This window comes from Moraxella sp. CTOTU47724 (genome assembly GCF_032014955.1).
Lineage (GTDB): Bacteria > Pseudomonadota > Gammaproteobacteria > Pseudomonadales > Moraxellaceae > Faucicola > Faucicola tetraodonis.
The window spans coordinates 1-14,105 of record NZ_DALZSV010000011.1 but is presented as its reverse complement, the minus strand read 5'-3'; the positions used below and the strand labels follow the sequence as shown (position 1 = coordinate 14,105).

The 14,105-nt window shown below is 43.3% G+C and carries 13 protein-coding genes; all 13 read left to right on the top strand.

Features of this window, described 5'->3' with window-relative positions:
* Positions 1 to 1,488, top strand: a complete 1,488-nt coding sequence (gene rimO, locus RTR63_RS03970; protein WP_312522772.1) for a 30S ribosomal protein S12 methylthiotransferase RimO — start codon at positions 1 to 3, stop codon at positions 1,486 to 1,488.
* 14 nt (positions 1,489 to 1,502) lie between these two features.
* Positions 1,503 to 1,847 (top strand): DMT family transporter, encoded by a 345-nt coding sequence (locus tag RTR63_RS03965; protein WP_060995106.1) that lies wholly within the window; start codon positions 1,503 to 1,505, stop codon positions 1,845 to 1,847.
* A gap of 212 nt (positions 1,848 to 2,059) precedes the next feature.
* Complete coding sequence (gene pyrH, locus RTR63_RS03960; RefSeq protein WP_062330269.1) at positions 2,060 to 2,788, top strand: UMP kinase; 729 nt, start codon at positions 2,060 to 2,062, stop codon at positions 2,786 to 2,788.
* Positions 2,789 to 2,849: 61 nt separating this feature from the next.
* Positions 2,850 to 3,404 carry a ribosome recycling factor gene (frr, locus tag RTR63_RS03955; RefSeq protein WP_312522771.1) on the top strand — a complete coding sequence of 185 codons (555 nt, stop codon included), beginning with the start codon at positions 2,850 to 2,852 and terminating at the stop codon, positions 3,402 to 3,404.
* 44 nt (positions 3,405 to 3,448) lie between these two features.
* Positions 3,449 to 4,189 (top strand): polyprenyl diphosphate synthase, encoded by a 741-nt coding sequence (gene uppS / locus RTR63_RS03950; RefSeq protein WP_312522770.1) that lies wholly within the window; start codon positions 3,449 to 3,451, stop codon positions 4,187 to 4,189.
* A 19-nt stretch (positions 4,190 to 4,208) separates the two neighbouring features.
* Positions 4,209 to 5,096: a phosphatidate cytidylyltransferase gene (locus RTR63_RS03945; RefSeq protein WP_060995103.1), complete on the top strand. Its 888-nt coding sequence runs from the start codon at positions 4,209 to 4,211 to the stop codon at positions 5,094 to 5,096.
* Between the two features lie 266 nt (positions 5,097 to 5,362).
* Positions 5,363 to 6,583 carry a 1-deoxy-D-xylulose-5-phosphate reductoisomerase gene (gene ispC / locus RTR63_RS03940; RefSeq protein ID WP_312522768.1) on the top strand — a complete coding sequence of 407 codons (1,221 nt, stop codon included), beginning with the start codon at positions 5,363 to 5,365 and terminating at the stop codon, positions 6,581 to 6,583.
* Positions 6,584 to 6,712: 129 nt separating this feature from the next.
* Positions 6,713 to 8,080 carry an RIP metalloprotease RseP gene (gene rseP, locus RTR63_RS03935; protein WP_312522767.1) on the top strand — a complete coding sequence of 456 codons (1,368 nt, stop codon included), beginning with the start codon at positions 6,713 to 6,715 and terminating at the stop codon, positions 8,078 to 8,080.
* Between the two features lie 330 nt (positions 8,081 to 8,410).
* Positions 8,411 to 10,804, top strand: a complete 2,394-nt coding sequence (gene bamA / locus RTR63_RS03930) for an outer membrane protein assembly factor BamA (RefSeq protein WP_312522766.1) — start codon at positions 8,411 to 8,413, stop codon at positions 10,802 to 10,804.
* Between the two features lie 13 nt (positions 10,805 to 10,817).
* Entirely contained in the window at positions 10,818 to 11,330 is a 513-nt protein-coding gene (locus RTR63_RS03925; RefSeq protein WP_257966597.1) for an OmpH/Skp family outer membrane protein, read from the top strand.
* Positions 11,331 to 11,440: 110 nt separating this feature from the next.
* Positions 11,441 to 12,493, top strand: a complete 1,053-nt coding sequence (gene lpxD, locus RTR63_RS03920; protein ID WP_201664274.1) for a UDP-3-O-(3-hydroxymyristoyl)glucosamine N-acyltransferase — start codon at positions 11,441 to 11,443, stop codon at positions 12,491 to 12,493.
* 129 nt (positions 12,494 to 12,622) lie between these two features.
* Positions 12,623 to 13,138 carry a 3-hydroxyacyl-ACP dehydratase FabZ gene (gene fabZ / locus RTR63_RS03915; protein ID WP_312522765.1) on the top strand — a complete coding sequence of 172 codons (516 nt, stop codon included), beginning with the start codon at positions 12,623 to 12,625 and terminating at the stop codon, positions 13,136 to 13,138.
* A 247-nt stretch (positions 13,139 to 13,385) separates the two neighbouring features.
* Positions 13,386 to 14,105 (top strand): acyl-ACP--UDP-N-acetylglucosamine O-acyltransferase (lpxA, locus tag RTR63_RS03910; RefSeq protein WP_312522764.1); only part of this gene is annotated, 720 nt, incomplete at its 3' end.

Genomic DNA, 14,105 nt, shown 5'->3' with positions numbered 1-14,105 from the left:
ATGCCAAGCCAACCGCAAGTTTTTAATCCCCAAGCTACCAATAAACCTGCCAATCACCACCAAGCCAATCATAACGAAAACCGTACTGTAGGTCAAAGCGCTAGCCAAACGGCGCACCAACTGGCTCAAGGTATAGTAACGACAAAAGCGCCTAAGATTGGTTTTGTGTCGCTTGGCTGCCCCAAAGCCTTGGTGGATAGCGAACGCATTATCACTGAGCTTAGCCGTGATGGCTACCAAGTCGCCAGTGACTATGATGGCGCAGATTTGGTGGTGGTCAATACTTGCGGCTTTATCGAATCTGCAGTGCAAGAATCGCTTGACGCCATTGGTGAGGCGATTACCAAAAACGGTAAGGTGATTGTCACCGGTTGCCTTGGCAAAGATGCCGAAAAAATCAAAACCATGCACCCAGCCGTGCTTGCGGTGACTGGCGCACATGCCTATGAAGAAGTCGTCAATGCCGTGTCGCATTATGTGCCCAAACCTGCACCATCAAAAACGTACGACCCAAAAATCGACCTAATCAATGATGCGGGCATTAAGCTTACGCCAAAACATTATGCTTATGTCAAAATATCCGAAGGCTGTAACCACCGTTGCACATTTTGTATCATCCCAAGCTTTCGTGGTGACCTCGTTAGTCGCCCGATTGACAGTATCATGACTGAAGCGGCTGCGCTCAAAAACGCAGGCGTCAAAGAGCTATTAATCATCTCGCAAGATACCTCAGCCTATGGCGTAGATCTTAAATATAAAACCAGTTTTTGGAATGGCATGCCCATCAAATCCAAATTTTACGATATGTGCGAGGCACTGAATCGTCTGGGTATTTGGGTGCGTTTGCATTACATCTATCCTTACCCACATGTCGATGCTGTGGTCAAACTGATGAGTGAAGACAAACTACTGCCATACCTTGATATCCCATTCCAGCATGCCAGTCCCAATGTGCTCAAAGCCATGAAGCGTCCCGCGCATAGCGAAAACGTACTAGAGCGCATCAAAACTTGGCGCTCGATTTGCCCCGATATTATCATTCGTTCCACCTTCGTGGTGGGTTTCCCTGGCGAGACAGAAGAAGATTTTGAATATTTGCTTGACTGGCTTAAAGAGGCGCGATTAGACAGAGTAGGGGCGTTTACCTATTCAGAAATAGAAGGCGCGGCGGCAAATGATTTGCCGAACCCTGTGCCAGAAGCTATCAAACAACAACGCTATGAACGACTGATGGCGCTACAGCAACAAATCAGTGCCGAAAAACTGGCTGAGAAAGTCGGTAAAACCTTAAAAGTGCTGGTTGATGAGATTGATGAAGAAGAAAATATCGCCATTTGCCGTAGCTATGCCGATGCGCCAGAAATTGACGGTCACGTGTATGTAGATAATATTGATGCATCGGTTAAAGTCGGTGAATTTTTGACCGTCACCATTGATGAAGCCAATGAGTATGACCTTTTTGCCAGTTTTACAGGTGAACTGTTATAAGGATAACAATTGTCATGTCTCAATCAATGTTAGCGTATGGTCTTTTAGCGATTGCGATTGTTAGTGAAGTGACTGGTTCAACTTTTTTGGCAAAATCAGAGGGGTTTAGCAAACCCTTGCCTACTATCATCACCATGATTTGTTTTGGCATTGCTTTTTATCTTCTTTCACAAGTCATCAAAATCATACCACTGGGGATAGCTTATGCCATTTGGTCAGGGGTAGGTATTGTGTTGACCGCTATCATTGGTTACTTTATTTTGGGTAACAAATTGGATTTGCCCGCCATTGCGGGTATGAGCCTAATTGTATTGGGTGTGATTGTGATTAATCTGTTTTCTCATTCAGCCACGCATTAATCACGCTTTAATAATCCACACATTAATATAGTACCTTGAATGTAGCGACTTGATAGTTTGATGGCTAAAGCCGATTGAATTTTTAAGGTTAGAATAAGGTAAAAATTAAAATGACTGTTGAAATTATCTTTACACTATCTAAAAACCGTTAATTTTGTTAAAATTTCGCCATTTGCATTATTTGCTATCCAACAGCCAACAAGAGGTCAACCATGTCTGATAAAGCTCCCCGTTACCAACGTATTTTGCTCAAACTCTCTGGTGAGGCCCTGGCAGGCAAAAATGATATGGGGATTGATTCAGGCGTATTAGACAATATGAGTCTTGCGATTGCGCACTTGGTAGGATTGGGTGTGCAAGTGGGTATCGTAGTCGGTGGTGGCAACTTGTATCGTGGCGCTGCGCTACAAAAACAAGGCTTGGTAGGCCGTGTCACAGGCGACCAAATGGGTATGCTTGCGACCGTGATGAATGGCTTGGCGATGCGTGACGCCTTGGAGCGCCGTAATATCAAATGCCGTTTGATGTCAGCCTTGCCAATTGGCGAAGTGACTGAAAACTACAGCAGCCGCAATGCCATTCGCTATTTACAGAATAATGAAGTGTGCGTGTTTGTCGCAGGTACCGGCAATCCATTTTTTACCACAGATACCGCAGCATGTTTACGTGGCATCGAGATTGAAGCCAATTTAATCTTAAAAGCCACCAAAGTCGATGGCGTGTATAACAAAGACCCAAATACCCATGAGGATGCCGTCAAATACGACGAACTTACCTTTGACCAAGTGCTGGATCAAAAGTTGGGCGTGATGGATTTGACTGCGATTGCCTTGCTGCGTGAGCATAACGTACCGCTGCAAGTATTTGATATGGCAAAACCCAACGCGCTGCTTCATGTGGTGATGGGTGAGTCAGAAGGTACCAAAGTTATCAATCACTAAGATAGTTTATACACTAAAATAGTTTATACATTTGACATACATAGTTTTAAAAGGATACAACATGATTAACGATATTAAAAAACAAGGCGAAGACAAAATGAAAAAGGCGATTGAAGCCTTAGAAAATGCCTTTAGCAAATTACGCACGGGCCGTGCCCATCCTGGTATTTTGCAGGGTGTGATGGTGTCTTACTATGGCTCTGAGATGCCACTTAATCAAGTGGCGAGCATCAACGTTGAAGACTCGCGTACCCTGTTAGTGCAGCCTTTTGACCGTAGCATGGTGCAGGCAGTCGACAAGGCAATTCGTGAATCAGATTTGGGTCTTAACCCAATGAGCGCAGAAGTGATTCGGGTGCCATTACCCGCATTGACGGAAGAAACCCGTAAAGATATGCAAAAGTTGGCACGTCATGAAGCCGAAGAGCGCCGTGTATCCGTGCGTAATGCTCGCCGTGATGCCAACAATGCCTTAAAAGCCTTGGTAAAAGACAAGCAAATCTCAGAAGACGAGGAACGCCGCGCCAATGACGACATCCAAAAAATGACTGATAAATACATTGATAGCATTGATAAAATGCTCTCTAGCAAAGAAGCAGAGTTGATGGCCGTTTAATCGTTATTTATCCAATAAAAGAACCAATTCATAAGAAGTAGGTCATGGTTGAGTCAAAGGCAGCAATGCCACAACATATTGCCATCATTATGGATGGCAATAACCGCTATGCCAAAGCACATGGGCTACCAACCGGTGGCGGGCATATTGCCGGCAAAGATAATTTAGACCCTTTGGTTGAGCATTGTATGGATATTGGTATACGTGCGTTGACGGTGTTTGCTTTTTCTAGCGAAAATTGGCAGCGCCCAGCCAATGAAGTGGCGCTATTAATGAAGCTGCTTGAGCAAACCGTCCATGACCAATTACCGCGGATGCTGCGTCATCAAATTTCTTTGCGCTTTATCGGCGATAGGGATGCCTTGACGCCGCATTTACGCGCGATTATGCAAGATGCAGAAGAGCAAACTGCCCATTTTACTAAAATGAGTTTGGTGATTGCTATCAGCTACGGCGGTCAATGGGACATCGTCAATGCCTGCCGCCAAGTCGCCAAACAAGTGGAAGAAGGCGCGCTTACTGCCGATGCCATTACCCAAGACGATTTTGCACGCCACCTGTCACTATCGGATTTACCAGCCGTTGATATGTTAATCCGTACAGGGGGTGATTACCGCATTTCTAATTTTCTACTTTGGCAATGTGCGTATGCTGAGTTATTTTTTACCGAAACGCTTTGGCCAGATTTCAAGGCGGCTGAATTAGACCAAATGATTGATATTTTCATGGGTCGTGAGCGTCGATTTGGTAAGACCAGCGAGCAAGTATTAGGTTTGAGCTTTTAGTTAATCAATAGGAATTGTCATGTGGGAACGCATTAGAACCGCCATTATTTTGTTAGTGATTGTTGGCGTTGCAATGTTTGCCACCCGCGAGCCTATTTTGATGTTGCCGCTATTGTTAGTCGGTGCAGGCTTTGGGGCTTTTGAGTGGTCAAAGCTCATGCCGTCACTTGAACAAAATCCCGACAGTTATGTACCGCCTACCACCCAAATTCCCACCAAACCTGCCAAACCAATTGATTATATGTATACCCTTGTGATGCTAGGGATTGTCAGTGTGTTATTGGTAATGGCAAAGCTAACTGGTAGTATAGCCTCTTGGGTATTTTTTTGGATGGTTGCGGCGCTGATTTGGTCGGTATCGATTGGCTGGATTCGCCATTATCCTAACAATACGCAAGCTTGGTATGGTAAGCATTTGTATGTCATCGGTATGATTATACTGTCATCCGCCATTACTGCGATGTATTATCTGTGGTCACTTTCAGCTTGGTGGCTACTATATGTGTTTGTATTGGTGTGGTGCGCGGATAGCGGTGCTTACTTTGTGGGACGAAAACTTGGTAGACGCAAGATGTCACCGCACGTCTCACCCAATAAAAGTGTGGAAGGCTTACTTGGTGGACTTGCTACGGGCACGCTGGTGGTGATTGGCGTCTCTTTTGGCTTGTTAAACGATTGGTCGATGACGGCTATTGGCGTGTTTTTGCTCTTATCGTTGCTCACTATCATCATGTCCGTGTTCGGTGATTTGTTTGAAAGTATGCTAAAGCGCCATGCAGGCGTCAAAGATGCCGGGGCATTGTTGCCAGGACATGGGGGTATTCTTGATCGCATTGACTCGCAGCTTTCAGCCGTGCCAATTTTTGCGTTGGGGTTTTGGGCGATGAAATTTTACGGCTTAATTTAATGCTACATTGCGTTTATTTTTCAAAAATTTTCATATCTGCTTAATATTAATTTGTTCAATTCCAATTTAACCAATATCAATTTATTCAATCCGCTAATGAGTGCAAGCTTGTTTTTCATTCAATCTTTTTTTGCGCAACTGCTTGTTGATTGATGCTTAAAAATCTTCTCGCATGTTAATATGCTTATAACAGTGGTAATTTGCCGCTGTAAACGCAAAATGTTATGTTTAACCGCCGTCTGCCCGCAACTTACTAGGTCATTGTAATGCTATCTTCAAGTCACACTATACCGCAAAAAAACATTGCTATTATGGGCGCAACAGGCTCTATCGGCGATAGTACGCTATCGGTCGTCAGTCAGCATCCTGATTTGTATAACGTGGTCGGGGTGACAGGGTTTTCGCGGCTGGATAAACTGTTGAGCATTTGCCAGCAATTTGAGCCAAGCTATGTTTGTGTTGCCAAAGAAAAGGAAACAGCATTTGCGCAGATGCTCAGCGAGGCTCATCTAAGCTGCAAGATTTTGATTGGTGAGCAAGGTCTGGTTGAGCTTGCCACGCTAGCAGAAGTGGATATGGTGGTTGCGGCTATCGTCGGCGCTGCAGGCTTGCCATCAACGCTGGCAGCGGCTAACGCGGGTAAAACGATTTTGCTCGCCAATAAAGAAGCGTTAGTGATGGCAGGTGAGCTGATGATTAAAGCCGTCAAGCAGTCAAATGCCAAATTGCTGCCAATTGATAGTGAGCACAATGCCATTTTTCAATGTTTGCCTACCGCGGTGCAACAACAGCGCAATGCCATTCATGACGATAACCATGGTATTAAAAAGCTTTGGTTAACCGCCTCAGGTGGACCATTTTTACACAAAACACTCGATGATATGAAACGCGCCAACGTTGCAGAAGCTGTCAAACACCCGAACTGGTCCATGGGGCAAAAAATATCGGTAGATAGTGCCACCATGATGAATAAAGGCTTGGAGCTGATTGAAGCGAGTTTTTTATTTGATATGCCAGTCTCTGAGATTGAAGTGGTCATTCATCCGCAAAGTATCGTGCATTCTATGGTTGAATACAACGATGGTAGTTTTTTAGCGCAGCTAGGCAGTCCTGATATGCGTACCCCAATTGCCCATGCTATGGCATACCCCAATCGTATCAGCAGTGGGGTGGAACGATTAGATATTTTTAAGTTAAGTAATTTAAATTTTGTCCGGCCTGATTTAGAAAAGTTTAAATGCCTTGGGTTGGCTTATCAAGCCATGCAACAAGGAAGCTATGCGTGTATCGCATTAAATGCCAGTAATGAGATAGCCGTTCAAGCGTTTTTAAATGGTGACATCTGTTTAACCGATATTGCCGATATCAATGAAAAAGTGCTATTGCAAGCCGAAAAACAGCCGATTGGGTCATTGCAAGCGATTTTGGCGGTCGATAAACTAAGCCGCGAACAAGCACACCAATGTATTGCCGATTTAAACGCTTAAATAATGCTTAAAAAAAGCTTAAAAATAGTTGGCAACACTGGTTGATAATCGTTAAGAATGACTACATAACTTATTAATATACCGATAGTTAAATTATTTTTAGCCTGTGATTTTGTCAAAAGGATACCCATGAATTTCATCTTGACCGTTTTAGCTGCGATTGTGGTACTAGGACCTTTGGTTGCGCTACATGAGTGGGGGCATTACATTGTTGCTCGGCTATGCGGTGTCAAGGTATTGACCTATTCAATTGGGTTTGGTCCAAAGCTGCTAAGCTGGACAAGTAAAAAAACGGGGATTAATTACGCTGTCTCTGCGATTCCGCTTGGCGGTTATGTCAAAATGCTCGATGAGCGAGAAGGCAAAGTCAATCCAGCTGAACGTCATTTAGCCTTTAATAACCAACAACCTTGGAAAAAAATCGCCATTGTCGCAGCAGGTCCGGTGATGAACTTACTGATTGCGATTTTTTTGTATTGGCTGCTATTTATCACTCCAACCCAAGTATTGGCGACCAAAGTCGGCAGTATTTTGCCCAATTCACCTGTCAGTCAAACCAGTCTAAAAGTCGGTGACGAAATTGTTGCGGTCGATAATAAACCCATTCAAAGCTGGCAAGATATTAATTATGCGTTAGCCGATCGCATGGGCGAGTCGGGGCAAGTTAATTTAACAGTGAATGGCACGCAAGGTCAAACCAATGTCGCCGTGCCAATACAGCGCTTTATGAAAGTAGAAGCGGGTAAAGCAACCAACCCCATTGATAGTCTAGGCGCGATTCCGTGGCAACCAAAAATTCCTGCGGTAATCGGTGAAATTGTCCCAAATAGCGCTGCCGCGCGTCAAGGTCTGCAAGTCGGTGATACCATCACCCGTGTCAACGGTCAACCAGTGAGCGATTGGCTGGCGTTTTCACAAGTTGTCAAATCCAGCCCCGAGCAGTTATTAACCCTTGAAGTACAGCGCCAAGGCAAAATTACTACCTTACAAGTCATGCCACAAGCAAAAAAAGATACCATGGGCAATCGATTTGGACAAATTGGCGCAGCGGCAGCAGCATCTAAGGTCACGCCGCCACCTGAGTATATAAAAACCATTCAATATACCCCCATCCAAGCGGTCGAAAAATCCGTGCATCAAACTGTCGATTTAAGTGCCATGACCCTCAAATCAATGGGTAAAATGTTGACGGGCACCATTGGGGTTGAAAACCTATCAGGTCCCATTACCATTGCCAAAGTCGCCAATCAAAGTTTTAGCATCGGTTGGGAAGCGGTATTGTCATTTATGGCGATTATCAGTTTAAGCCTTGCTGTGCTCAATTTATTACCCGTACCTGTGCTTGATGGGGGTCATATTGTCATGTATGCCTATGAGGCTATTTTTGGTAAACCTATGCCTGAAAAAGTACAAATGATGGGAATGAATATTGGTTTAGTTTTGCTTGCAGGTTTCATGCTGTTGGCGATTGGTAACGATATCTCACGCTTGTTTTAACCGACCCAAATTTGGCTAAAATATTGATTTGTAGTTTTGTTTTTTCGCTAGACTTTACGCAAAATTTAGCTTACCTTATGCCAGTAAAATTTATTTACGGATCTCTTGTACTTTGATAATACAAGTTACCCATCAAAGACAAACTATTACTAGAAGTTTAATCAAGTCACCCTTTTTGATAGCAGTTGTCATTTTTAGCGAACTAAATTTAGATTACCAAACCTAGATACAAACCTAGATAAATACCTTTGGCTAACTAATTTTGGATACCTAAAAGTGACAGGTTTCATGCATTATCTTTGGGCAGTCGTCAATTCGGAAACAAGTTATATGCGAAATTCAGCGTTATTTTTGGTTGCACCGTTAGCACTCGTTACCTCGTATGCACAAGCGGCAAATTTTACCGTGAGCGATATTCAATTTAATGGATTGACACGGGTATCCGCTGATAACCTCTATCCCGTGCTTGCTGTCAATACCGGTGAAGTAGCAAACGATGCCAATATCGCAGCTAGTATCAAAGCCCTCTATGAAACTGGCAATTTCTCAGACGTTAAAGCATCCCAATCAGGCAATAAATTGGTATTTGACGTGGTAGAGCGCCCAATTATCGCAAATGTCACTTATGAGGGTAATAAACTCATTCCAAAAGAAGCATTGACCGAAGGCCTAAAACGTATTGGTATCGTAGAAGGCAATGTGTTAAAACAGGCGACAGTTGAGCAAGTGCAAAATGAGTTAAAACAGCAATACAATCAGCAAGGTTATTATAATAGCGAAGTTAAAGTGACCCAAACGCCTTTAGATAATAACCGTGTCGCGCTTAAATTTAATTTTGTTGAAGGTAAAGCGGCGCGTGTTGTCGATATCAAGGTAATTGGTAACAAACATTTTAGCGACAAAGAAATCAGACAGGCGATGAGCATCAAAGAAAGCTCATGGATCAATGTGATTAGCAAATCTGACCGCTATGCCAAAGAAAAGCTTGCGGCAAGTTTAGAAAATGTCACCGCCATGTACCAAAACGCGGGCTTCGTCAAATTCACCATCAATGATGCCACTATTAATTTAAGTCCAGAAAAAGACAAAGTGTTTATTGAGCTCAATCTTACTGAAGGTGAGCAATATAAATTTGGTAATGTCAACTTTATGGGTACGCCCAACTACGATACCGACAAGCTTCGTAAGCAGGTGGCATTTAAGCCAGGTGAGCGTTATTCACAACGTCAAATGACTACAACCTTACAAAATCTTGGCACACTGTATGGTAACGATGGCTACTATTTTGCCCAAATCCGCCCAGTGCCCCGTATCAATGAGGACACTCGCACGGTAGATGTCGATTTCTTTATTGATCCTGTGCGTCCTGTGTATGTGCGCCGTATCAATTTTACCGGCAATAATAAAACCGCAGATGAAGTATTGCGCCGAGAAATGCGCCAAATGGAAGGCGCATTGGCCGCCAATGAAAAAATCGATTTGTCGCGCACGCGTTTGATGCGTACAGGCTTCTTCAAAACTGTCAACATGGATGTCAAACCTGTCCCTAATACCCCCGATCAGGTAGATATCAATGTCGCAGTAGAGGAGCAGCCATCAGGTACCAGTACCATTGCGGCTGGTTATTCACAAAGTGGTGGTATCACCTTCCAAGCAGGTTTAAGTCAATCTAACTTTTTGGGTACAGGTAATCAAGTCAATATTTCGTTATCGCGTTCTGAGACGTTAGATAGTTATAATTTGGGCTATACCAACCCGTACTTTACGCCAGATGGGATATCGCAAAGTGCCAGTATCTATACACGCAAAACCAAATATGACAGAAAAAACATTTCAAACTATGTCACCGATTCGTATGGCGGCACCTTAGGTTTTAGCTATCCGATTGATGAAAATAAGAGTTTAAGTGCTGGTCTCACACTTGATAGTACCAAAATCAAAGCAGGCGCTTTGTTAGCGGTATCAAACTATCAGTACTTAAAAGACGAGGGTAATCTGCAAGTAGGTTCAGACTCTGATGGCAATGAATCATTCGAATCAGACCCATTTAATACGGCTAGCCTAAATTTAGGCTGGAATATGAACACGCTTGACCGTGGACGTTTTCCAACCAACGGTATGTCACATAACGTCAATTTGGAACTGGCTTTTGGTGATGCCACTTACCAAAAACTGGTCTATCAAGGCAACTACTATCGCCCATTCCTAAAAAATACCGTACTACGCGGTTATACCAAGTTAGGATATGGTAACGATTTACCTTTCTGGAAAAACTTCTTTGCAGGGGGTTATGGCTCAGTGCGTGGTTATGAGAATGCCACTTTAGGCCCTACCAGTAAGCGTTATTACCCAGTGAAGAATTATAGTGGGGTCGATAATTACCCAGAAGAGATTGGCGGTAATGCACTCGCACAAGTGGGTACTGAATTAATCTTGCCAATGCCGTTTAAAGGCGATTGGGCAGACCAAATCCGTCCCGTGTTATTTGTTGAAGGGGCACAAGTGTTTGACACCACCAATAAATATGACCAAAAAATCACAGTGGGTGGCAATACCGTATCGCTATTAAATGAAAAAGACAATGACATGCGGTTTAGCGCGGGTGCTGGCTTCACTTGGATTACCCCAATTGGTCCAATCTCATTAAGCTATGCCGTTCCGCTCAACGATAAAGATAAAGATAAAATCGACAATGTACAGTTCGAAATTGGACGTACATTCTAAAAGGTCTATGTATATGAAAATAATGACTCAGTTAGCCACAGCGAGTATTTTGAGTGTATTGGCAATGCCAGTTTTTGCCAATACCGTTGCGGTTTGGAATTCCCAAGTTGCCATTAACAATACTAACATCGCCAAAACCAAAATTGGCGTGGTGAAAGCGGCGGTCAAACCAAAGCAGCAGCAGCTTGACAGCTATAAAGCGACCATTGAGCGTTTGCAAAAACAATATGCCACGCAAAACGCTCAGATGACCCAAGCACAAAAGGATGATTTGCGTAAGCAAATTCAAACCAACCTACAAAATTATGAACAGGTTGCCAGTCAAATCCAGTCCATCATTGATGCCAATGAGGCAGAAGTGATGCAGCGAATTGCCCCCAAAATCCAAGCCATTAAAGAAACTATTGTGCGTCAAAAAAATATTGATGTGCTCATTGATAATCGTGATAGAACGGTTAGTTATGTCAAACCTGAATGGGATGTAACGGCAGATTTTACCAAAGCGATTAACGATCAAGTAAAATAATATTTTTTTAAACTCAGAGGTTTTAGCAAAAACGCAATATTCGACTATTGCGTTTTTTATTTTGTGTGTAAAATTAAGGCAAATTTTAAGCAAACGATTGGAGTAATCAAATGGCGTTCACCCTCACACAAATTTTGGATTTTTTAGCTAGTGACGTCATTGACCAAGGGAATGCGCAAACCGACCAAGATTTGCAGAAACAAATTTCCAAAATCGCCTCTCTTGAGGATGCCACCGACAGCGATATCACGTTTATCGCCAATCCTCTATTTGAATCAAAATTGCAAACCACGGGCGCTGGTGCCGTGCTAGTCCCCGCATCCTTACAGGAAAAAAGCCCAAGCCATAGCGTTGCCATCGTGGTCAAATCACCTTATGCCGCGTATGCCAAACTGACCGCATTGTTTGAACCAACCCAAGCGTATCGTCAGACAGTCAACCCTAATTTATCGGACAGTTTGATTCACCCGACTGCCATTTTGGGTAACAATCTGCAGTTGGGCGACAATGTGCGTATTGGGGCGTATAGCCAAATTGGTGATAACTGCGTCATTGGTGATGGCGTCAAGATTGATGCCCAAGTCAATATTCAGCCCAATGTCGTGATTGGCGAAGGTAGCTTAATCGCGCCGCACGTGTACATCGGTCATGATTGTGTATTGGGTAAACATGTCAGCTTGCATAGTCATGCCAGCATTGGCAATGACGGGTTTGGCTTTGCCCCTAGAGGCAGTACAGATGAAGCAGGTTGGCAAAAAATTCACCAATTAGGACGAGTGATACTGGGCGATCATGTCAGCGTAGGCAGCCACACCTGTATCGATCGTGGTGCGCTGAATGATACGGTTATCGGTAATCATGTCATTATCGATAATTTGGTGCAAATTGCCCATAATGTAAAAATTGGTGCTGGCACGGTGATTGCAGCGTGTGTTGGGATTGCTGGCAGTACAGAAATTGGTAAACGCTGCATGATTGGCGGGGCATCAGGTTTTGCAGGTCATATCAAAATTTGTGATGATGTCACGATTACTGGCATGACGATGGTAACCAAATCGATTCACCAACCGGGGGTATATTCTTCAGGCATGCCAGTGATGCCCAATAGCTTATGGAAAAGAGCGTATATTAATTTTAAGCAACTTGGCAAACCAAAAAGTTAATCGTTACCTTTATCCATCAAATAATTTGAGAAAACAACTGTAAACTCAATCTTAAAACCGTTACAATGGTTGTTTTTCACAAATCTATTTTTTTGATAAAGACGATTTAAAAGTATAAAGGATATATCCATGGATTTTGATAAGTTGATTGATGAAGACATCGCTGGCCTTGCACAGATTGGGGTGACATTACCTCTCAATGCCGTTGTGTTACGTGATTATCTGCCTCACCGTTATCCTTTTATGCTATTAGACAGAGTCACTGCGGTAAAACCCAATGAGTGGATTACCGGTCTTAAAAACATCACCATTAACGAGCCTTTTTTTAATGGTCACTTTCCTGAAGAGCCTATCATGCCAGGCGTCTTAATGATTGAAGCCATGGCGCAGGTGGCGGGTGTACTGGGTTTTATCAGCAAAAATGTCAAACCAAGAGATGGTTATATTTATCTGTTTGCTGGGGTCGATAAAGTACGTTTTAAACGTCAAGTCATCCCCGGTGATCAGCTTATTTTACGTGCCGAAAAAACCATGGAGCGTCACAGTATCTATAAATTTAGTTGTACAGCGTGCGTGGGTGATGAGTTGGCAGCCAGTGCAGAAATCACCATTGCAGAGCAGCGTACCCAATATCACCAGTCATGACTTTAACGTCATTTTTACATGGCTTGAATAAGGCGCGTTTGAGTAAGCTATAACGATAAAATCTGTTTAAGTTAAGCAAAATCCTTGATAAAAATGGCATACTTTAGTAAAAATGCTATAATGTCGTTTTTATTTTAACCTACTGTTTATAGTTAGCTTTGCCTATGGTTTCAGCTAAATCTATATATTTAGTTATTTTTGATGTATTTAGTTCTTCTTGAATAGTAGGCTCGTATAAGGATTTTTCATGACGATTCACCCAACGGCGATTATTGATGCCACTGCAACGATACACCCGTCGGTCAAGATAGGGCCGTATTGCATTATTGGTGAACATGTCACAATTGGGGCACAGACCGTGCTTCACCCCCATGTCGTCATTAGCAAGTTTACCCGTATCGGTGAGCGTAACCAGATTTTTCAATTCGCTAGCATTGGCGAAGACTGCCAAGATCTCAAATACCAAGGCGAGGAGACGTGGCTAGAAATTGGCGATGACAATCGCATTCGCGAAGCCTGTAGTATTCATCGCGGCACGGTACAAGATAAAGGCATCACACGCGTTGGTAGCCGTAATCTGTTTATGGTCAATACCCATATTGCGCATGATTGCGTAATTGGCAACGACAACATTGTGGCTAATAATGTGGGGATTGCAGGGCATGTCCGCATCGGTAACCATGTGATTGTCGGTGGTAATTCAGGTATTCACCAATTTTGTAGTATTGATGATTATAGTTTGATTGGTGGTGCAAGCTTGATTTTAAAAGATGTTGCGGCTTTTAATATGGTATCGGGCAACCCTGCCAAAAGCCATGGTCTTAATATCGAAGGCATGCGCCGCAAAGGTTGGTCAAAGCAGACTATTGATTATCTGCGCCAAGCTTATCGGGTGATTTTCCGTTCAGGACTGACCAAAGAAGAAGCCATTGTCGCGGTGACCGAGCAGCTATTACCCCAAGAACCT